Annotated in this window: 18 protein-coding genes; 11 read left to right on the top strand and 7 right to left on the bottom strand. The window is 45.7% G+C overall.

What is annotated here, in order from left to right:
• Positions 1 to 96 precede the first annotated feature (96 nt).
• The 3 genes from KHO06_RS17475 to KHO06_RS17485 all read left to right on the top strand — a co-directional run bounded on the left by KHO06_RS17475 (position 97) and on the right by KHO06_RS17485 (position 3,825).
• Positions 97 to 2,256: a metallophosphoesterase gene (locus KHO06_RS17475; RefSeq protein ID WP_212583007.1), complete on the top strand. Its 2,160-nt coding sequence runs from the start codon at positions 97 to 99 to the stop codon at positions 2,254 to 2,256.
• 118 nt (positions 2,257 to 2,374) lie between these two features.
• Positions 2,375 to 2,887: a GNAT family N-acetyltransferase gene (locus tag KHO06_RS17480; RefSeq protein ID WP_045371077.1), complete on the top strand. Its 513-nt coding sequence runs from the start codon at positions 2,375 to 2,377 to the stop codon at positions 2,885 to 2,887.
• Positions 2,888 to 2,955: 68 nt separating this feature from the next.
• Positions 2,956 to 3,825 (top strand): LysR family transcriptional regulator, encoded by an 870-nt coding sequence (locus KHO06_RS17485; RefSeq protein WP_005428403.1) that lies wholly within the window; start codon positions 2,956 to 2,958, stop codon positions 3,823 to 3,825.
• 74 nt (positions 3,826 to 3,899) lie between these two features.
• On the opposite strand, the gene KHO06_RS17490 is transcribed toward KHO06_RS17485, so the two are convergent.
• Positions 3,900 to 4,673: a siderophore-interacting protein gene (locus KHO06_RS17490; RefSeq protein WP_212583008.1), complete on the bottom strand. Its 774-nt coding sequence runs from the start codon at positions 4,671 to 4,673 to the stop codon at positions 3,900 to 3,902.
• 740 nt (positions 4,674 to 5,413) lie between these two features.
• Here KHO06_RS17490 and KHO06_RS17495 point away from each other — a divergent pair.
• Both KHO06_RS17495 and KHO06_RS17500 read left to right on the top strand, forming a co-directional pair.
• Positions 5,414 to 6,553 (top strand): MFS transporter, encoded by a 1,140-nt coding sequence (locus KHO06_RS17495; protein WP_244858443.1) that lies wholly within the window; start codon positions 5,414 to 5,416, stop codon positions 6,551 to 6,553.
• Positions 6,534 to 7,703: an ATP-grasp domain-containing protein gene (locus tag KHO06_RS17500; RefSeq protein ID WP_212583010.1), complete on the top strand. Its 1,170-nt coding sequence runs from the start codon at positions 6,534 to 6,536 to the stop codon at positions 7,701 to 7,703. Before KHO06_RS17495 ends, KHO06_RS17500 begins: the two co-directional genes overlap by 20 nt.
• Before the next feature lie 77 nt (positions 7,704 to 7,780).
• On the opposite strand, the gene KHO06_RS17505 is transcribed toward KHO06_RS17500, so the two are convergent.
• Together KHO06_RS17505 and KHO06_RS17510 are read right to left on the bottom strand one after the other, a co-directional pair.
• On the bottom strand, positions 7,781 to 9,712 hold the full coding sequence (locus KHO06_RS17505) for a S9 family peptidase (RefSeq protein ID WP_212583011.1): 1,932 nt from the start codon (positions 9,710 to 9,712) through the stop codon (positions 7,781 to 7,783).
• Positions 9,713 to 9,983: 271 nt separating this feature from the next.
• Positions 9,984 to 10,568, bottom strand: a complete 585-nt coding sequence (locus tag KHO06_RS17510; RefSeq protein WP_021018071.1) for a LysE family translocator — start codon at positions 10,566 to 10,568, stop codon at positions 9,984 to 9,986.
• Between the two features lie 148 nt (positions 10,569 to 10,716).
• Here KHO06_RS17510 and KHO06_RS17515 point away from each other — a divergent pair, with 148 nt between their 5' ends.
• Both KHO06_RS17515 and KHO06_RS17520 read left to right on the top strand, forming a co-directional pair.
• Positions 10,717 to 11,157, top strand: a complete 441-nt coding sequence (locus tag KHO06_RS17515) for an Lrp/AsnC family transcriptional regulator (protein WP_010645422.1) — start codon at positions 10,717 to 10,719, stop codon at positions 11,155 to 11,157.
• A gap of 211 nt (positions 11,158 to 11,368) precedes the next feature.
• Positions 11,369 to 12,547: a lytic polysaccharide monooxygenase gene (locus KHO06_RS17520; RefSeq protein WP_045416553.1), complete on the top strand. Its 1,179-nt coding sequence runs from the start codon at positions 11,369 to 11,371 to the stop codon at positions 12,545 to 12,547.
• 78 nt (positions 12,548 to 12,625) lie between these two features.
• Here the strand turns inward: KHO06_RS17520 and KHO06_RS17525 are convergent, their stop codons facing one another.
• Both KHO06_RS17525 and KHO06_RS17530 read right to left on the bottom strand, forming a co-directional pair.
• Positions 12,626 to 13,240 (bottom strand): HAD family hydrolase, encoded by a 615-nt coding sequence (locus tag KHO06_RS17525; RefSeq protein ID WP_212583012.1) that lies wholly within the window; start codon positions 13,238 to 13,240, stop codon positions 12,626 to 12,628.
• Between the two features lie 16 nt (positions 13,241 to 13,256).
• Positions 13,257 to 13,586, bottom strand: coding sequence for a multidrug efflux SMR transporter (locus KHO06_RS17530; protein WP_005428450.1), 330 nt, complete (start codon positions 13,584 to 13,586; stop codon positions 13,257 to 13,259).
• A 193-nt stretch (positions 13,587 to 13,779) separates the two neighbouring features.
• On the opposite strand from KHO06_RS17530, the gene KHO06_RS17535 reads away from it, so the two are divergent.
• Positions 13,780 to 14,526 carry a hypothetical protein gene (locus KHO06_RS17535; RefSeq protein WP_045455831.1) on the top strand — a complete coding sequence of 249 codons (747 nt, stop codon included), beginning with the start codon at positions 13,780 to 13,782 and terminating at the stop codon, positions 14,524 to 14,526.
• A 206-nt stretch (positions 14,527 to 14,732) separates the two neighbouring features.
• On the opposite strand, the gene KHO06_RS17540 is transcribed toward KHO06_RS17535, so the two are convergent.
• Positions 14,733 to 15,044 carry a cupin domain-containing protein gene (locus KHO06_RS17540; RefSeq protein WP_047476941.1) on the bottom strand — a complete coding sequence of 104 codons (312 nt, stop codon included), beginning with the start codon at positions 15,042 to 15,044 and terminating at the stop codon, positions 14,733 to 14,735.
• Positions 15,045 to 15,052: 8 nt separating this feature from the next.
• On the bottom strand, positions 15,053 to 15,703 hold the full coding sequence (locus KHO06_RS17545; protein ID WP_212583013.1) for a Qnr family pentapeptide repeat protein: 651 nt from the start codon (positions 15,701 to 15,703) through the stop codon (positions 15,053 to 15,055).
• A gap of 432 nt (positions 15,704 to 16,135) precedes the next feature.
• On the opposite strand from KHO06_RS17545, the gene ompW reads away from it, so the two are divergent.
• The 3 genes from ompW to KHO06_RS17560 all read left to right on the top strand — a co-directional run bounded on the left by ompW (position 16,136) and on the right by KHO06_RS17560 (position 19,581).
• Positions 16,136 to 16,777 (top strand): outer membrane protein OmpW, encoded by a 642-nt coding sequence (gene ompW / locus KHO06_RS17550; RefSeq protein ID WP_212583014.1) that lies wholly within the window; start codon positions 16,136 to 16,138, stop codon positions 16,775 to 16,777.
• A gap of 294 nt (positions 16,778 to 17,071) precedes the next feature.
• Complete coding sequence (locus KHO06_RS17555) at positions 17,072 to 18,097, top strand: HlyD family secretion protein (protein ID WP_045371054.1); 1,026 nt, start codon at positions 17,072 to 17,074, stop codon at positions 18,095 to 18,097.
• Entirely contained in the window at positions 18,094 to 19,581 is a 1,488-nt protein-coding gene (locus tag KHO06_RS17560) for an MDR family MFS transporter (RefSeq protein WP_005434843.1), read from the top strand. Before KHO06_RS17555 ends, KHO06_RS17560 begins: the two co-directional genes overlap by 4 nt.
• Positions 19,582 to 19,665 lie beyond the last annotated feature (84 nt).

Genomic DNA, 19,665 nt, shown 5'->3' on the forward strand with positions numbered 1-19,665 from the left:
ATAAGTTGTAAGAAAGTCGCAACTTAATTGTCATCTTTCCTGCCTAAGCTCCTCGCCCGATTTCAAAAATATGACTCTTTTATCGGGATGAGAAAAATGAAACGCAGTACATTGACCGTACTCTCTGGTCTGATTGCAGCGACCTTAGTTGGTTGTAATTCAGACTCTTCAAGCAGTGACACGCCAGAACTTGAAGCACCAGTCCAAGTGGCGTTTATGCCAGACATTCACTTTCACGATGTGTATGGTGATTTTCAAGACGGCTCTTACCAAGGCCTTTATACCAGTGCCAGCGGCAAATACGCGACGATTCGTACCATGCAATCGCAGATGGAATCGACACGCCTTTTCAACGAAAACTATTTTGCAATGATCGCAGCGCTGGATGACGTGGTAGAGCGTGGTATCAAGTATGTAGCGCTACCTGGAGACTTCAGTGACGACGGCCAACCCGTGCACATGCGTGGTCTAGTGAAGATCTTCGACCACTACCGTGAAACGTATGGCCTTGAGTTCTTTGCTGCGCCAGGCAACCACGACCCGGGCAAACCATTTACCGTGGCAGCGGGCAAGTCTGACTACCTAGGGGAAGGTGGCAAGAAGCAACGTATTTTCAGCCGTGGTAAAGATGAGTGTGTTGGCTATGAAGGTGAGTGGGGCACCATTCCCGGTGAAGGTGATAACCTAGACACAATATGTACCGAGGAAGTGAAAGAGTGGGGTTACAAGGAGATCATGGATATCCTTGGTACACACGGCTTTTACCCTCAAGAAGAATACTTCTATTTCGAAACGCCATACAGCAGTGACGAAGCTCGCAACCACTACTCTTACGAGCTTGCTTCGGAAGAAGCCGCTTATGACAAACGTATGTTTGAGATTTGTCACCAAGGGACAGGGGGCGAGTACAAACAAGATGGCTACACCAACTGTGCGATGGTTCCTGATACCAGTTACCTTGTTGAGCCCGTGAAAGGTCTGTGGTTATTGGCGATAGATGCGAACGTCTACAAGCCAAAAGATACCTTACCAGATGGCTCGGTGAGCGGTGATGACTTTGATGGTTCGAGCAGCGCAGGCTACAACATGATGTTGACCCACAAACAGCACGTTATTGAGTGGATCAGCGATGTGGTGAAAGCAGCAAAAGAGCAAAACAAAACCTTGGTTTCATTCAGCCACTTCCCAATGACAGACTTCTACAATGGCGCGTCAGAAGACATCGAAGACTTGTTTGGTGAGGGCAGTCATCAGCTTTCTCGTGAACCAAACGACGACACCAGCAAAGCATTGGCAGCCACCGGCTTGAGCATTCACGTAGGTGGTCACATGCACTTCAATGATACCGGTAAGAAGAGTTATATGATTGATGGTGTGCAGCACACGCTATTCAACATTCAAGCCCCTTCTTTGGCGGGCTACATTCCGGCTTACAAGCTACTGAATATTCGCCCTGACCAACAAATTGAAGTGGAAACGGTTGTGATCGACAAAGTGGCTGGTTACAACGAGCTGTTTGAACATTATGCGAGAGAGCATGAGTACCTGACTGAGCAAGCAGGCGATGATGAAACAGCCAAAGCGAGCATATGGAATAAAGAGATTCTAGAAGCCGACAGCTACTACGCATTGACGGATTGGCATATTCGAGAGCTAACACGTTTGCGTTTCTTACCAAGTGATTGGCCGCTGGAAATGCGTGAAATGATCATGCATATGGACGGCGACGACATGTTGATTATGTCTCAACTTTCGACTGAGTTTACTGTGTGCCAGCTCGCGAAAGAGCTTGGTTATGAGATCGTGAGCTGCAACGAGAATGCCGTGGTCGATTACGAGCAGTTCCAAAAGGATTGGCAAGCCGCATCACAGCAGGCGGAAGCCATCGCTCAAGAAGGCGGTTTTACTTTATCTGATTTTGCGATGTGGAATGGTGAAGAGCTAGCCACGGACTTTTATCGTCTGCGTAATGCTGATGAGCTCGCATTCCGCGACATCGAGGAAGCACAGTTACTGCAATACGAGCTGCTAAGCCGAGAGCTCTCTGAGTTCGCCGGAACGGTAGATTCTGAACTTGGGAACTTAGGTGAGTACTCAGTTGGTGAGGTCTTCCGCTCACGCTTTGGCAGCTTGTTTGTGATTCTTGAGAAATTCGCAACGGGCGAAGCCAGTGATCACTTCTTGATTGATACTGAGCAGCAAACGCTGACTGATCTTAAGGGTGAAGTGAAGCGCGATATTCTGAAGACTGAGTAACACTCAGAGAGAAAAATGGAAAGCGCAGCTCAGTCTGCGCTTTTTTATTTGCGCTGTATCCCAGTAAGTGGTTTTTCAAAGGTTTACTTTTAATCATGGGAAATCAATGAGGTAAATCATGCGCTTTGAATACATACTTGATGATGCAGTCACCCCAGCTCTCGATGCAAAGCTAAGACATTTGCTTTCTACTTGCTTCACCAAAGAGCAAGATAAAATCTTTCAGACTCAACGATACTTCCGTGAAATGCCACGACATCGCTACCTTATTTGGGATGGCGAAATCCTTGCAGCGCATATTGCTGTGCACGAGAAGCAAGTGATGATAGATGATCAATCCTTTCCCATTAGCGGTATTGCGGAAGTCTGTGTGCAGCCTAACTTTCGCGGGAAAGGACTGGTGAAAACATTGCTCAATTCGGTGCATCAGGATGCTATAGAGCGAGGAGATGCCTTTTCCATATTATTTGGGCGAACGCACGTCTATCAGTCCAGCGGTTATCAACCGACAGATAACTTGCACATGGAAGTTCAACCTAATCAATGGGCTAGTATCAGTGATGCTATGGTACGTTCTCTGAATATCACTTGGCCGCAGCAAGTTGTACATTTAGTCGGCTATCCTTTTTAAACAGGTTTTCTCTGCATTTAACTTTGTGTGAGAATACGCATATATAGAATTCCACAGGAACCACATTCATGGCGAATTGGGAAGGCGTGAGCGAATTTGTCGCGGTCGCAGAAACCAACAGCTTTACAGGCGCAGCAAACAAACTTAAAACGTCGGTGGCTCAAATCAGCCGCCGCGTGTCAGCGTTGGAAGAGCGTTTAGCGGTTAAATTGCTGCACCGAACTACGCGCAAAGTATCTCTGACCGAAGCAGGGCAACTTTATTATCAGCAATGTAAACACCTTGTCGAAGGTCTAGAGCTCGCAGAGTTAGCGGTAACGCAGATGCAAGCCGAGCCGAAAGGTTTGCTCAAAGTGACTGCACCTGTGACTTACGGCGAAATGAACCTCGCGCCGTTATTGCACCGGTTTATTGAGAAATACCCGCAGGTGAATCTGGAGTTGAATCTGACTAACCAAAAGTTAGATTTGATTGAGCAAGGCGTCGATGTGGCGATTCGTCTTGGACGTTTGCAAGACTCTAGTTTGATTGCCAAGCGCTTGTCATCTCGACAGCTTTACGTGTGTGCTAGCCCTGCGTACTTAGATCGCTCGGGTGAACCGCATACCTTGTCTGAGCTGAGCCATCACCAATGCTTGGTCGGTACCGCTGATTACTGGCACTTTAAAGAGCAAAAGCGTGAGAAGTCTTTGCGTGTTTCTGGCCGAATCAAATGCAACAGTGGTTTTGCTTTGGTCGATGCGGCAAAACGTGGCTTAGGCTTGGTACAGTTGCCGGACTACTACGTACAAGAAGCGTTAGACAATGGCGAGCTGGTGGAAGTGTTAACCGATTACCGAGACGATCGTGAAGGTATTTGGGCGCTGTACCCACAAAACCGAAACCTGTCGCCAAAAGTGCGTTTACTGATTGATTTCTTAGCTGAAAACATGAGCTGAGAGACAGGCTAAATGAGAAAAATAAGCCAAGTTGCTATGAAAGCGACTTGGCTTTTATTTTTTGTCAGTGGGAATTACTGCTCGTTTAACTCCGCATCTTCGCGCTTGATGACCTTGTGGCCGTCTTCCGACACTCCCTGTTTCCAGTAGCTACTGATGTAGATGTTTTCGCGGTCTACATCCATTTCGTTGCGGAAGTACTGACGCAGTGCGCGCATTGAATCGAATTCACAAGCACACCACACTGCGGCTTCACCTTGTTGCCATTCAAGTTCACGAACTTTGTCTGCGAGAGGTTGCTCAGTAACCCAATGGAGCTCCATTCCTGCTGGCGCTTCGATAGGTTGAATATCCGCCTCAGAAATTACGCTGATCACCGCATAGCCTTTTGCGTCGGCTGGCAGAGTACGAATTTTTGCAGATAGAGCAGGCAGCGCCGTCATATCCGCTGCCATAAAGAACCAATCTGCTTCTGTGTTAAGGTTCGAAATGCTACCAGGGCCTACGATGCTGATAGTGTCGCCTTCTTTCGCCGCCATTGCCCAGCGCGCCGCAAAACCACATTGTAGGTCTTTGGTGATGTGACGTACGAAGTCGACTTCAATCGTGCATGCCTGTGGATCGAAGCGGCGAATGGTGTAAGTACGCATTACTGGGCGATTTTCCTCAGAAAAACCTTGGATATCTGTGCCCCCAACTTCGTTGAACAGCAACTTAACATAGCTGCCTTCGCAATCCGGCGGAAAATTGCCTAACGCCTCGCCCTGCAGAGTAATGCGCTGCATGTTAGGCGTAATGGTTTGTGTTTTGATGATCACGAGACTTTTAGGTTGTGGCTTCTTTTTCATTTTAGTTTTCACCTTGCGATTTTTGATAACTATTCTCTTTCGCATTAAGCGTAGCAACTAATTGTACGGCCAAACAGCATTTTTACCTACCTTTACACCTTCGTCGGTTCGCAAAAGTCAGCATTTCAAAAAACATCACGAGTTTTCACAACCTCTAACAAGGTTAAATATTGGTTGCATTTGTTAAATTCAATGTGATTCCGGTCATTTTTTAGCGCGTATTTTTTGACATGAATAAAGTTGAATATAGCCTGTGCGGGCGTCGTTGGTATGTGTTTTTGTGCATATCATGCTGTTTAATTAAATGATGAATATAATAATGAGCTTAATAAATAAAAATTTCCAAATAACTGAGTCAGATATCAAAAAGTTCCAGCAAGATGGATTTCTTCTTCTAAAAGATGTTTTTTCCAAGAATTTATTAGTACTGTAAAAAATAAAATCGACAATGATATCTCAGCACCAAGTGATAAATATCAGTCAGGTTTTAGCTGTATTGCTTGTGAATTATTTGTATGTTCGGAATCTAAATATGATAAGAAACGAGCGTTAAACCGAGAAATTCCAAGAGAGCACTTAAAATATAAAGGCCCAACTCGATTCCACTTAGATGTATATAAAGAAGATGGTGAGCTAATAAAGAGCAGTATCTTATTCAAAGGCGATATTGAAACAAGAACCTTAACCACTAACTAAAGGAAGATGCTAGCCAAACTTCATTGGCTGGCAGTTTAATATCGATGAATAAAATCATTTACTTACCCATTACTTTTCTCGCTTTTTTACAAGGCGGGTTTTCACTTCTCTCGCTGTATCTATATCAATCAGGCATTGATCAAGAAAGCATTTCGATGATGCTGCCTTTTATGGGTATTGGCGGGTTACTTGGGGGGATTTTTGGTGGCGTTTCTAGTGACCGTTCGAACCCTAAAAAAATACTCATAATAATGGCCATACCCTGGCTTTTTATCCCTGCGCTTATCTCTCAAAACAATATGTTTGTCCAAGTGTGTGCGATCTTTTTGATTGGCATGTCGTTGGCGGGGTGCCGCTCTGTGATCTTGTACATCATCACTTCTCAGAGGAATAAAGACCACATCAATCACTCTTTGTCGATCCGACGAATCATCATTAACTTATGTGTTGCCATAGGAAGCGGCATGATGGGTTTTATCATTAGCCAATCCAACGATTTCTATGTCATGTATTTGCTCTTTTTTGGCTTAGCAACGTTTGCTTCAATCGCAATTTATAAGGTTGACATGAATAAGTTGTATGTTCTGGATGTTATTGAGAGCAGGAAGTCTAGAAGCCAATCACTATACTTACTTTCCATCATTTCTATTACATTGTCGCTTATTTGCTTCAGCTTTATTCCCGTTTACTACACGATTTATATTGTGAGTGAAAAGCAGTTTCCGACCGATATTGCCGGTTACATCTTCACCTTTAGCGGCGTCATTATTGTCCTATTTCAGGTTAAGCTTAGTGCTCTGACAAAGAATATAGACATCCACTACCGAGTAATAAGTGGCGTTCTGCTCCTTTCTTTAGGCACATTCAGTGTGAAATATATCAGTGATTATTCTGGTTTAGCTTTATCTGTAAGTGCATGGACATTAGGAGAGATGTTGTTATTTGTCCCTGCTGTTCAATTTATATTGGAATATACAACGAGCAAGAAAGGGAAAACGATTTCCGTTTATCAATCTTTATTTTCTGTATCCGATTTTATCGCACCAATTTTAGGTGGTGCTGTTATTGCCTTTAGTTTCTCGTATATATGGGATATCTCTTTAGCGCTAGGTATCACGTCATCAGTGATCATATTAATAATAAAACAAAAGTGTGGAGTAAAAAATGAAAGTTATCAGTATTAACACGGCGAAACGACACAACGCATTATCGGTAGCATTTTTAAAAGAACGAAAAATTGTAGTTTGTGTTAAAGATGCTGAGTTTGCCGAGTTAAGTGATGAGGTACTGGATCATGCCTATAAGGTGATTACCTTTAGTTCCGCAGAAGGATTGATGAGTACGCTGGTGACTCTCGAGTTTTTGCATGCTGATGATCGTGTTTTCTCGGCATCTGAAGATTTTATGTACTTAGCTGCGCAAATAAGAGAGCGCTTTGGTCTTAAGGGCATGACTGTGATTGAAACAGCCTACTTTAGGGACAAGTGTTTAATGAAAGAAAAAGCCTTGGCCGCTGGCGTAAATGTGCCTCGATATGGCGCGTATCAATCAAACCTTACGTTCTCAGAGATTACCCAGCACGTTGGGCTGCCTTTTGTTCTAAAACCGAAGGATTCGGCAGGGGCATTTGGTGTGCATGTGATTAGAAGTCAGCACGATTATGATGATGTCATCAATACATCCAATATTGGCTTGGGCTATGAGTACGAGACGTTTGTTGAAGGTAAGCTCTACCATGTCGACCTATTGATTAAAAATGGCGAAGTTTGCTTCCAAGCGGCTTGTGAATACTCGTTCCCAAACCTTGATTTTCAATTCGGTAAGCCTTGCCTGTCTTTGGTTCTGGAAGAAAACCATGAATTGTATGCGCAATTGACGAATTTTGCTGCGTTTGCTGTGAAATCTCTAGGCTTAAAAAATGGCCCTTCACACGTCGAAATCTTTGTGAAAGAGAGCGGTGAGTTGGTTTTCCTTGAAGCTGCTTGTCGTACACCAGGGGCGATTATGGTTCCTATCTATCAGGCGCAATTTGATATGAATATGATTGAGATGGCGCTGGATATTGAGTGTGGGTTGGATATTGCAGAGATAGTGAAAAATGACTCTTACTGTATGGGAGGCATTTTTCCTGCGAAACAAGGTCGAGTAAATAAGATCAATAAGGTCAATTTACAGTCTGAGTTTGAGCTTAACCTCGGTTGTCAGGTGGGAGACTACTATGATGGTGTGGATAGCGTAAAAAACTTGTCGGGATCGATTGTAGTAAAAGGCAAGAGCTACGCAGAGGTGCTCGCTGATTTTGAAGTATTGAAAGCTCTTTCTCTTGTTGAATAGCCAAGCTTTTCTTGTTTGAAATCTTATTAAGAAAGGGCACCGTGGTGCCCTTTTTGTTTTTATTGAGAGTATTAATTTTATTGAGCTTGTTGAGTTTGCTCTAACAAATGTGTTTTCAGGAATCGGTCCATCGCTTGGTAACCATCGAGACGATTCTCTAAAGAGCGGAAGCCGTGACCTTCGTTCTCTTTAACGATGTACTCAACTTCAACCCCGCGGTCACGCAGAGCGTCGACGATCTGATCTGATTCACTCTTCACCACTCGTGGGTCTTTCGCGCCTTGTAGAACCAACAATGGCGCTTTGATTTGGTCCACGTGGAATACTGGTGAGTAAGCTTTCATCATCTTCGCGTCTTCTGGGTTATTCGGATCGCCTACTTGCTCATGCAGCATGGCGAGGAATGGTGCCCAGTAAGGTGGAATGGAATCCATGAAGGTAAATAGGTTAGACACACCAACGTAGTCGATGCCACATTTGTAAAGGTCTGGGGTGAACGTTACACCGGCCAATGTCGCGTAACCACCGTAAGATGCGCCGTATATACATATTTCGCCATCTTGAGCATAACCTTGGTCAATCGCCCACTTTACGCCATCGGTGATGTCGTCTTGCATTGACTGACCCCACTGCTTGAACGATTTTTCCCAAAACTCACGGCCATAACCCGTCGAACCACGGAAGTTCATTTGCAGCACTGCTATGCCACGGTTAGCAAACAGCTGAACTTCAGGTTGGAAGCCCCAGTAATCACGCGCCCAAGGACCACCGTGTGGCAGCACCAATAGCGGTAAATCTTTGGCTTCACGACCTTTTGGTAGCGTCAAGTAACCATGAATGGTCTCACCATCACGAGCGGTGTAGGTGATTGGCTTCATTTTCGCCATGTCTTCAGGTTTATGCCACGGTGCATTCGCCGCTAACTTCTCTAACTGGTCGGTATCACGATCGTAATAGTAGTAATTTGGGCGGTCAGTATCGCTGTAGGTGACGACAATCATTTTTCGTTCGTCGCGCGTGGCGTTATTGACAGAAATTTCAACGCCCGGAAGCTTCTCTTGCAGCCTCTCAAAAGTCTCTTCATAACCTTTATCAAGGAAATGATACTGACGTTTATCGGTGACATAAGAGATGGTCGTTAGCTTATTGAGCGCATTCGAGTAACTGGCGCTGGTCACGTCGACTTCCGGGTGAGAGAAGATTTCGCGTACTTCTTTATTCGCTTTCACATCGTATTCGATGATCGCCGATTTATCACGTGTGATACGAGAAGCAACGTATAAGTTCTTGTTATCTGGCGTAAACGAAATCGGTGAGAAGCTTTCTTTAAAAGTCAGATTCTTCAATGGGCGGAATTCTTCATCCACCGTATCACGATAAAGTACGGCGGTGTTTACGCCATCAGAGGTGGAAATGTATCGAATGTTGCCATCGTGGTCGGTACCCCAATCGCGAACATTACCTGGGTTTTGTGCCACCAGTGTGTTTTCGCCAGTTTTCAAGTTATGGCGATAAACATCAAACACTTGTGGGTTGCGTTCATTGGTCGTGATAAGAATGTCGTCAGGCTGGCTTTCTAACGTGTCAATTACATAAGCCACAACACCAGACGTTGGCGTAATGGTTTTTTCTTCACCGGTTTTAACGTTCACCGTGACGAGGTAAAAGTTCTCATCACCACCTGTATCGCGAGAGTAAATGATGGTGTCATCGCCTACCCAGTAGTAGTACGCAATGTCTCGTCCGGTGATCGACGTAATGCGTTTTACATCCTCTGGCTTGCCAACAGGATGTACAAAGACGTTTTTACGGTCTTGCCATGGTTTCATCATTGAAATGTAATCACCAGCGGGAGAAATTTGGTAGCTAGAGACTTCAGCATTTCGGAAGAAGTAATCCACCGGATACTCTGGCGGAATGACTTCTGCCGTATTGGTGGTAGAGGTTTGGCTGCAACCCGAGATGAGTAGGCCAAAAGCGGTAGCAAGAATGAGCTTGCGAGTACGCATTGTATAACGCTCCTTGTGTGACAGACCGGTCAGCATCGTGCTTGTCGGTCAGAGTGAGTCGATTGTCGCGGCCAAATACAGGACAGCGGCAAAGCAGTGAAAGGGCAACCGATATTGGTTTAACTTATCATTTAAGCTTTTAATATTCTTATCACTGCTGTTGCTACTATGAACCAATCCATCCTTGGAAGTGGCGATTATTTGTACTTACCGAACAAGGGACTAATCGAAATTTGCTTTAAGTCACACTTATCGCTGATTGTTTTGTTATTTATATCATTGGGATAGTCGATAAAAGCAGAAGCGCTGCCATGCCATAGTTGAAGCCTTTTACTCGTTTGGAGGTCGTCAGCCAACGTTGAAGCTGCATGCCTGCCGCTGTCCAAAAAGTCACGGACGGCAGGTTTGCCAAGCAGAAGATGCCAGCAATCAAAGCCAGTTCTAGCCAAGACCCACCGCTGCTATACACGGTGATGGCGGTGAGTGCCATTGACCACCCTTTGGGGTTCACCCACTGGAATGCCACTGCACCCAAAAAGCTCATTGGGCGGAAATCGTCTTTGACTTCCGTTTTGTTGCTCGTTGCAATTTTGTACGTTAGGTACAGCAAGTAAGTGAGACTCAAGCCCTTGAGAATGTCATGTGTTAGCGGGTATGCATGGAACAAACTCATCAAACCAATACCGACGAGGATCAGCATCGCACCAAAACCGAGCGTGATGCCAAGCATATGAGGGATGGTACGTTTAAAGCCGACGTTGGCGCCTGAAGTCATGAGCATGATGTTGTTTGGTCCCGGGGTGAAAGTCGAGACAAACGCAAACAGTGCCAGCGCACCAAGTTGATGGTATTCCATAGTGTTTTCCTGCATTTTTGTTTTGCCTGCGTGCACCCAGGCGAAAGAGAGTTGTCTTGACTAGTCGTGAACAATGATAGGTAGAAGTGACATCAATTTTGTGCTTTTATTTGATGAAAATACGCCAGATAAACAACAAAAGGTCACCATGGATAGATTTGACGAAAGAATATTGCAAGTGCTGAAATCAGACGGAAGAATCTCCAATGTGGAGTTGTCTGAACGTGTTGGATTGTCACCATCGGCGACCTTACGGCGTGTGCAAGATTTGGAGCGTAAAGGGATCATCAAAGGCTATCGAGCCGTGTTAGATAATCAGCAAATGGGTGTTGGTTTTGTTGCTTATGTCTCGATTGGTCTGGCTTCTCACTCCAAGCAGGCCCAGCTTGGTTTTGAAGATCACGTGCGCTTTGTTGACGAGGTAGTGGAATGCCACAATATCACTGGAGCGAACGAATATTTGTTACGAGTGGAAACCCAAGATCTTGCAGCATACAAAGCCTTCCATGCTGATGTATTGGGAGAGTGCGAGCACGTCAAGGCGATCACGACCATGGTGGTGATGGATACGCCCAAAGACGAGCGTTAATCCTTTTCCTTCGATTTTGTAGCACATCAATTTGAAGTGACTCGAAAGAGTCAGTCGAGTATGAGCAAAGTCCACATAAAATGCTGGAAAGCAGTCTGCAATCTGACAATTCCAGTATTTATTCTCACCTTCTAAATAATCGCATCCTGCTAGTTTTTCTACGTCGCTGCCCGGTTCGCGAGCAGCGGGGTAAAAAATTTAAGGATGAATGATGAAATCATACGTAACCCTTCCTCTAGTGAGCTTGGGCGCAATGGCTGCGTTAAGCTCGTTTAATGTCAGTGCCCATGGCTGGGTCGAGTTTCCAAGTGCGCGTCAAAACACCTGTTATTTAGATGGCGGCTTTTGGACTAATGAAATTCCAAACCAAGCGTGTCAGGCGGCTTATGATGAGTCTGGCGCTTACCCTTTCGTACAACGTAGTGAGATCGCTGCCAACGTACCGAACTACCGCGATATGGCGCATGTGAAAGCGATTGTTCGTGACGGTGAGCTTTGTTCAGCGGGCGATGCTGCAAAGAAAGGTTTGAATATCCCATCGCCAAATTGGCAACGTACTAACGTGACGCCAGATGCGAACAACCAAATCGAATTGGTGTTCTTTGGTAAAGCGCCACACAACCCTTCTTACTGGGAGTTCTACCTTTCCAAGCCAACTTATGATGATACGCAACCCCTTACTTGGGACGATTTAGAACTGATCGATACTGCCGGTGATGTGTATGTAGATGCAGAAAAACGCTATCGCATGCAGGTGACTTTCCCGGCAGACCGTTCGGGTGATGCGATTCTTTACACTCGTTGGCAACGCATCGATGTGGCTGGTGAAGGCTTCTACAACTGTAGTGACATTACGCTAAACGGCAATGGCACCACACCACCGACTGACCCAGTTGACCCTACCGATCCCGCAAATAACCTGACTTCTCTTGGCTACTTTGTGACACAAGGTTTTGGTCCAGTTGAATCGGGCGATACCGTGCGTTTCCGTACCTTTAGTGCAACAGGCAGCGAGATCGTGGATCTTTCACTACCAATCAGTGCTAACAACACCACGACGTGGGCAGCCGAGCTGGCCGATCAGTTTAACTCACAACAAACGGGGGATTGGTATGTGGGTATTTGGCACGAAGCGATGAAGCACTACATGTTCGATACCAATAATATCTACGCAAACCAAGTATTGGCGCCGAATGCCAACTTTAGCTACGCGTTATCATTGATTAAAGGTGATACCCAGCCACCAGTTGATCCAACTAACCTGTGGAGCAAAGACGCGGTTTACAACCAAGGTGATGTTGTGACACACAATGGTCGTGAGTGGACAGCGCAATGGTGGACTCGTGGTGAAGAGCCAGGGACCACAGGAGAATGGGGCGTTTGGCGTTAAGCTTGAACTGCTCTACATAGACAAAACCCTTCTCGCTTGAGAAGGGTTTCTTGTTTTCATCGATAGATCTTGAGCGTCTCAGTGTTGCCAAGGCTGCCAATTCATCGTGGCATGATCCGCCAATTTGAGCATTGGGATATCTTCGTGGGTATCGCCATAAGCATAAATAGTCTCATATTGGCTAACGTTATACGCCGTTTTAATTCGCTCTACTTTTCTTTCTAAACTGCAATCATCGCTCTGGTAGAAGCCACTGATACGTTTACTCTCGCTGAGTAGCTCGCTACAGAGTAGGTGGTAATCTTGGTTGCGACACCAAGGGCTTAAATAAGCGTTAAGTGATGCAGAGACCACTACGATGGTGTCGCCTTGCGCTTGGTGCCAATCGAGTTTTGCTTGGGCTTCTGGGCGAATGTGTTTAACAATCACCTCTTGTGCAAATTGTGCTCCTAACGCTTCAACTTCTTGAGTCCTTCTCCCAGCAAAAGCAATAAAGCTGGCGATAGGGCGCATCCTCTTTGCAGGAAGAGCACCAGTTTTGTACAGCACGTAAAATGGCAGAATCACTACTTTCCCTAGCCATTTTCTTGGACCAGAAACAGCGTAGTGGAGGAAGGCACTGAACATGTCTTCATCCGTTATGGTGCCATCAAAATCAAACAGGGCAAGAGAGGGCTTTTGAGTATCTGACAAGTCGCTGCCTTATGGTTTAGTGTGCGTGTCCGTGAGAGAAGTTTATCACCATCACACCTGCTGCGATAAGCGCCATCCCAATCCAAAGGCTCGTATCCATGTGCTGACGGTAAACCAGTTGCGAGATTAAGGTCACTGACACAATTGCTAAACCCGCCCAAAGCGCATGAACAATGCCCACTGGCATGCCACCTTTCATCGCCTGCGCTAAACAGACAAATGCGGCCAAATGGCCAAGCAACACTAGGGTCGCCGGCAGCGGTTTGCTAAAGCCATCGGTTGCTTTAAGTGCAACGTGTGAAAGGGCTTCGGCGCCCACGCCTAAAAGTAAGAAAAACCAGCTCATTGTTATCATTCGTCTTCGGTTGTTTTGGAATGCCGTCAGTATATTGATATCGAATAAAATGATAATCCCATGAAAAATCAAATGACCTTTACGTAATTGTAATAATAAAAATTGCAGCACCTTACATACCCTTACATTAACTGTTTGTGACAACCGTTACACTGCCGCCGTCTTTGGAAAAGAGAGTGTCGGGATGCGTAAAACTTTGCTGGGTGCGGTTGTGTTGTTCACGCTAAATGGATGTGGCGGAGAAGGAATGACGACAGACTCCGTTTCGGAGTTTAAAGACCCAAGAGCGACTTACGACGTCGAAGGCGTTGCCTTGCTTCATCACTCCATCACGGATGCCATAAGTGATGATCTTATTGGCTTTGAGGCAGAAAACTTATCACGCAAAGTGACCTATACCCTTGATCAGCTTTCTCGGGGGCTGCTGTGGGAGTTTAACGTGAGTACTTTAGATGAGTTGCAAGCGCTAGTGCCGAATGTCGCTGACAGTAAAACTTCTTCCTTCTGGGGCTACCATCTTATGCGACTTACACCAGATATGGTGATGGTGAGTACGCCTGATGAGATTGCCCACTTCTACGAAGAGCAGGAGATCATCGAAACTCGTTTTGGTATCTCGACCTATCAGTTCAGTGAAAAACCGACCTACATCAAGATGGTGGTTTACCCAGAAGGCTTTGCGATTGAAGCTTTTAACGAGGGCTATCAAGCGGAATATGATGTGGACAAAGGTACTTATACGGTGCGCTGGCAATACGCAGACAGCGGTGACAAAAGTCGGTATGAAAAGCTAACTCTTGAGCTTAATGGTGACCAAGTCCGCTATGAAAAAGGCTCAACCACGCTCAAAGATCTTGAAGTGAAAGACAGCGTGGAGCAGAGCCATCGATTTGAATACAACCGTAAACAAAACACACTTTCTATCCAATAACACTTCAGCGAACATTTTTTCTTATCGAACATTGAAGTAATGGCTCACTTCATTTCTGAGTAACGGTTGGGAGACTGGCTCAGAGGTCATGACTTCAATTACTTTGCGCTTCACCTAGATCCTTTATTGCGCACATGGGGAAAGTTAGGGTTTCTTTCCCCCGTTTTTCTTTACCTGCTCGTCGGAATAACTCGAAAGTCGAAAATCTAACTGTAGAAAACCGCCAGCCAAATGGTTTCTTGCTCGGGATCAGTCCAGCTAACGCGATGCTTGGTATGTGCAGGAATGTTGAGGTGATCGCCCGTCTCTAAACGTTTTACAGAACCATCTTCATAAGTCAGTTCGCCTGTGCCTTGTAGAACCAATACCCATTCATGTTCTTCTTGATCGTACCATTCACCCTCTGGCGTGGTTTGCCCCTTCGAGACGATGCGCTCGATACGCAGCTGTTTATGCGTGAGTAAATCTTCGAACACTTCTTCACTCAGATCACTGGGTAGGTCTTTAAACAGATTCATAATGCTTCCTAAATAACGATCAATCCAAATGGTGCGAGCAGTTGTTCTTGCTGCCAGTCGCAGATCTTAACACCGTATAAAGAGACGCGGCGAATGTCCAAGCCTTCTAAGTCGACGTGGGTAAGGTCGCTCTCTTCTATATTAAAGCTGCCCCATTGTTCTTTGCTGAATTCACCTCTGGATAAGTCTGAGCCTTTAAAGCTTGCGCCCATCAGATTGGCGCCGCTCCATCGGTTCTCAAACAGGTCGCATTTCTCGATTAATGCACGCTCAAAGTTGGTGTAAGTCAAGTTACAGCCGGTGATGTAGGCAATACAAAAGAACACCGTATTGCTGACACGATTAGCGAAGTTGGCACTTTGAAAGTTTGAGCCTTTCAAATCGCATTTGCGCAGCTCGATGCCGACGCAATCCGCACCATTGAATTGAGACATGGCCAACATGCAGTTGTTAAAGCTGGCGTCTTTGAGTTTGGCATAGCGGAAACTGCAGCCTTCTATGTCGCTCGATTGGATAAAGCGACAATCAATAAACTTTGCATCACTCAGATCGGCATGGTCGAAATTGCACTGATAAAAGCGGCAGTTTTCAAAGGTGGTGTTTTGCAAATCTTGGTGAGAAAATTCTTCCTGTTCGAAAGTGAGATCGGTCTTAATCATGGCTTTTTATCTTTTCTTTGTTCGGTTGAAAGCAGACTAACACCCTAAGTGACTGATTTTCCAGAAATATAACTTGTTGTATTTCAGTGGCTTGCAAAGGCCGAAAATCGCCAATTTAAGCGTTCAAATTGGCGATTTAAACTGGGTATTTTTTGAAAATAACCCGAGCGTATCCAGAAAAAAGTTTTGTTGAATTCAGAGGCGTACAGAGGAGGCGGAATGAGAACTGCGACGCACTCCTCTCACACGCACAGTTTGCATTACAGAATTGTGTCCTATTTGCATAATTTGTTGATCAAAATGGCGTTTTTATATACGAAAAAGCTATATTTTTCACAAATTGATTTCCATCAAAATAGTAGGGTTTCTATGTGCTAGATTGCGCGCAGCTCAAGAATATAAGAACTATTAAGCCCTACAAAGGAAATAACAATGAAAAAAACAATCAGCAGTTTAGCAGTGGTTGCCGCGTTAGTGTCTCCAAGTGTTTTCGCTCACAGTGAAGGTGACTTTATTCTACGTGTTGGTGCGGCATCGGTTGTACCAAACGACAGCAGTGACAAGATCTTGGGTTCTCAATATGAGTTAGAAGTTAATTCAGACACCCAGCTGGGTTTGACGTTTGGTTACATGTTTACCGACAACATCAGCCTAGAAGTACTGGCTGCGACACCATTTAGCCACGATATCTCTACTGATTTGGTTGGCAAGGATATCGGTAGCACCAAACACCTGCCGCCAACAGTGATGGTTCAATACTACTTTGGAGATGCGCAGAGCAAATTCCGCCCGTACGTGGGTGCCGGTCTAAACTACACCATCTTCTTCGATCAAGGCTTTAACAGTACAGGTAAAGGTGCAGGTCTTTCTGATCTGAAATTGGATGATTCATTCGGTCTAGCTGCAAACGTTGGTGTGGACTACATGATCAACGATAAATGGTTCCTAAACGCATCGGCATGGTACGCAAACATTGAAACAGAAGCGACCTACAAAGCGGCTGGCGCGAAACAAAAAACTGACGTTGAAATCAACCCTTGGGTATTCATGATCAGCGGCGGTTACAAGTTCTAAGTAAAAGCAGTAGTAAAAGAACAATAAGATTATTGGCATGACTTTTAGGGGCAGTTGCGGGGATTGCCCCTCTTTTTTGTCTGTTATTGCTGAACCATTCCTACTCTGTCTATCACACCCCATTGGATTTCCCTCTTCTATACTTTATGCACGATTGGAGAGTGAATGTCTTTGCGCATCATTTGAACAAATGATCAACGCTCAAAATCGGAACTTAACCTTTCAGATCATCTTGTTGTTCAGAAGCTGAAAAATCCTACACTGATCACATAATTGAACACTTGGACAATATAAATGAGCGACGATATCGCGAAGAAATCCTCTTCGAAATCCAAACTGACCAAAATCCTTTTCCTTCTCGTTTGTGCTATCGCCTTCGGTGCGATGTACTGGTCTTGGCAATATTCCGACAGTCACCCGAGCACGGAAGACGCCTATGTAAGAGCTAAAATCCTGTCTGTCGCTCCTCAGGTTCAAGGCCAAGTGATCTCAGTAGAAGCTAAAGACTTCCAAGTGGTGAACAAAGGTGATCTGCTATTAAAGATTGATTCTCGCCCTTATCTTCTTGCGGTTAAACAAGCGAAAGCGGCTTACCAATTGGCGGTTCAACAGCATGATGTAGCCGACAAGCAAGTAACCGAAGCGGTGGCGGGATTGGATGCGGCGCGTTCTAACCTGACCGAAGCACAGTTGGAGTACAAACGTACTAACTCGCTAGTGAAACGCAAATTAGCGTCTGACCAAGATTTGGATACTGCGAAGAACAAACTCGCTAACGCTCAAGCAAGCTTAGAACAAGCGCGTGCAACGGTTGAAAAAGCAATCGCAAACCGCGGTGAAGAAGGCGCAGAAGCAGCGGTTGTTCAACAAGCGGCGGCGCAACTTGCACAAGCTGAATTGAACCTGAGCTACACCGACATCACTTCTCCTGTCGATGGTATCGCGGGTGAAATCAACACACATACTGGTTCTGTTGTCGGCATTGGCCAAACTCTGTTCCCTGTGATTGTGAAAGACAGCTACTGGGTACGCGCAAACTTCAAAGAAACAGACCTAACACATATCAAAGCAGGCATGCACGCTGAAGTCGTGATCGACATGTACCCAGATGTGGTTTGGGATGCGAAAGTAGAAGAGTTGTCGCCTGCAAGTGGTACTTCTTTCTCTTTGATGCCACCAGAAAACGCAACCGGGAACTGGGTAAAAATTAAACAACGTTTCCCTGTGCGTTTGACACTTGAAGTGCCTGAAGGCGCGCCACAATTACGTGTGGGTGCAAGTTCTGAAGTGACAGTTGATCTGAAAAGTAACGCACAATGAGTAACGAGATTACGGCCGACAAACGGGGAATCGCCACCGTCGCCGTGATGCTTTCGGCCATCATGGTGCTGATAGACATGACCGTTGCTAACGTGTCGCTTTCACACATGATGGGCGCGTTGGGCGCAACGGCAGATCAAATCACTTGGGTGCTAACTGGCTACAGCATGGCTGAGGCGATCTTCATTCCGATGACCAGTTTCTGGGTATCGCGATTTGGTGAGCGCAAAGTCATGCTGGTGGCGGTAATCGGCTTTGTGATTGCCAGTGCTTTCTGTGGGCAAGCGGGTTCACTCGAAGAGATGGTGGTGTTCCGTATTATCCAAGGTGCGTTTGGTGCTTCGGTTATTCCACTGGCGCAATCTACATTGGTTCAGATTTACCCTTCCGAGCAAAAAGGCAAGGCGATGGCGATCTTCTCCATCGGTATTTTGCTTGGTCCGATTTTAGGCCCGGTAGTGGGCGGTGTGATTACTGACAACATCAACTGGCGTTGGATCTTCTACGTCAACTTGCCATTTGGCTTGGTGTGTACTGCTCTGATTTATCGCTACATCCACATCAGTAACAAATCCAAACCGAACTTCGACTGGTGGATCATTGGTTATATGGCTCTCGGGGTCGGTGCGTTGCAGTTTGTGCTCGACAAAGGTAACGACGAAGACTGGTTTAACTCCCGCATTATCCAAACTGCAGTGCTGCTGGCGATCATGGGCTTAATCATGTGGATCTACCGCAGCTGGAAGACCAAGAGCCCCATTGCGCCTCTGTGGCTCCTCAAGGACAAAAACCTCATGGTCTCGTCCTTAATGATGGCGGTGGTGTCGATGGCCATGTTCGGCTTGACCACTCAGCAACCGATGTTGCTCGAAAGCTTATTGAACTACCCAGTGTCCACCACGGGTATGTTAATGGCACCAAGGGGCTTGGCGTCTGCCTGTATGCTGATATTGGTGATTGTGATTAACCCACAGTTCGATCCAAGGTTGAAGATTGTCTTTGGCCTAACCTGTATCGGTATTGGTAGTTACCTCATGACCTTGTACTCCATGGAGATCGATACCTTCTGGATCGTGATGCCGAGTATGATTCAGGGCATGGGCTTAGGTTTGACCTTCTCGACCCTATCGACGCTGGCGTACATGACATTGCCAAAAGAGCAGTCGGTGGCAGGGGCGAGTATTTTTAACCTATTCCGCACCATTGGTAGTTCGTTTGGTATTTCGATTGCGACTACATACCAATACCGTGACAGCCAACAGCAATGGCATGCTTTGGGAGAAGGCTTCAACCCTTATAACCCAGTGCTGCATGACTGGGCTGCGAAACAGGGGTTATCGATTACCGATCCTGCGGCATTGGAGCAATACCAGAACATGCTCCATCAACAATCGCAAATGGTGGCCTTTGTGCACACCTTCCAGTTGGTCGGGGTGATGTTCGTTATCATGATGCCGATGCTGATATTTATCCGCTCAAGGTAAACCTTTAAAGCCAAACAAAAGCGCCCTTAACTCAGCCAGTTAAGGGCGCTTTTTTATGTCTGACTCTTATATCGGTTTTCGAGT

The organism is Vibrio sp. B1FIG11 (genome assembly GCF_905175335.1).
GTDB classification, from domain to species: Bacteria; Pseudomonadota; Gammaproteobacteria; order Enterobacterales; family Vibrionaceae; genus Vibrio; species Vibrio campbellii.

Coding starts and splice junctions, on each gene's coding strand:
- KHO06_RS17475 (WP_212583007.1), top strand. CDS start 97: ATGAAACGCAGTACATTGACCGTACTCTCTGGTCTGATTGCAGCGACC.
- KHO06_RS17480 (WP_045371077.1), top strand. CDS start 2,375: ATGCGCTTTGAATACATACTTGATGATGCAGTCACCCCAGCTCTCGAT.
- KHO06_RS17485 (WP_005428403.1), top strand. CDS start 2,956: ATGGCGAATTGGGAAGGCGTGAGCGAATTTGTCGCGGTCGCAGAAACC.
- KHO06_RS17490 (WP_212583008.1), bottom strand. CDS start 4,673: ATGAAAAAGAAGCCACAACCTAAAAGTCTCGTGATCATCAAAACACAA.
- KHO06_RS17495 (WP_244858443.1), top strand. CDS start 5,414: ATGAATAAAATCATTTACTTACCCATTACTTTTCTCGCTTTTTTACAA.
- KHO06_RS17500 (WP_212583010.1), top strand. CDS start 6,534: ATGAAAGTTATCAGTATTAACACGGCGAAACGACACAACGCATTATCG.
- KHO06_RS17505 (WP_212583011.1), bottom strand. CDS start 9,712: ATGCGTACTCGCAAGCTCATTCTTGCTACCGCTTTTGGCCTACTCATC.
- KHO06_RS17510 (WP_021018071.1), bottom strand. CDS start 10,568: ATGGAATACCATCAACTTGGTGCGCTGGCACTGTTTGCGTTTGTCTCG.
- KHO06_RS17515 (WP_010645422.1), top strand. CDS start 10,717: ATGGATAGATTTGACGAAAGAATATTGCAAGTGCTGAAATCAGACGGA.
- KHO06_RS17520 (WP_045416553.1), top strand. CDS start 11,369: ATGAAATCATACGTAACCCTTCCTCTAGTGAGCTTGGGCGCAATGGCT.
- KHO06_RS17530 (WP_005428450.1), bottom strand. CDS start 13,586: ATGAGCTGGTTTTTCTTACTTTTAGGCGTGGGCGCCGAAGCCCTTTCA.
- KHO06_RS17535 (WP_045455831.1), top strand. CDS start 13,780: ATGCGTAAAACTTTGCTGGGTGCGGTTGTGTTGTTCACGCTAAATGGA.
- KHO06_RS17540 (WP_047476941.1), bottom strand. CDS start 15,044: ATGAATCTGTTTAAAGACCTACCCAGTGATCTGAGTGAAGAAGTGTTC.
- KHO06_RS17545 (WP_212583013.1), bottom strand. CDS start 15,703: ATGATTAAGACCGATCTCACTTTCGAACAGGAAGAATTTTCTCACCAA.
- ompW (WP_212583014.1), top strand. CDS start 16,136: ATGAAAAAAACAATCAGCAGTTTAGCAGTGGTTGCCGCGTTAGTGTCT.
- KHO06_RS17555 (WP_045371054.1), top strand. CDS start 17,072: ATGAGCGACGATATCGCGAAGAAATCCTCTTCGAAATCCAAACTGACC.
- KHO06_RS17560 (WP_005434843.1), top strand. CDS start 18,094: ATGAGTAACGAGATTACGGCCGACAAACGGGGAATCGCCACCGTCGCC.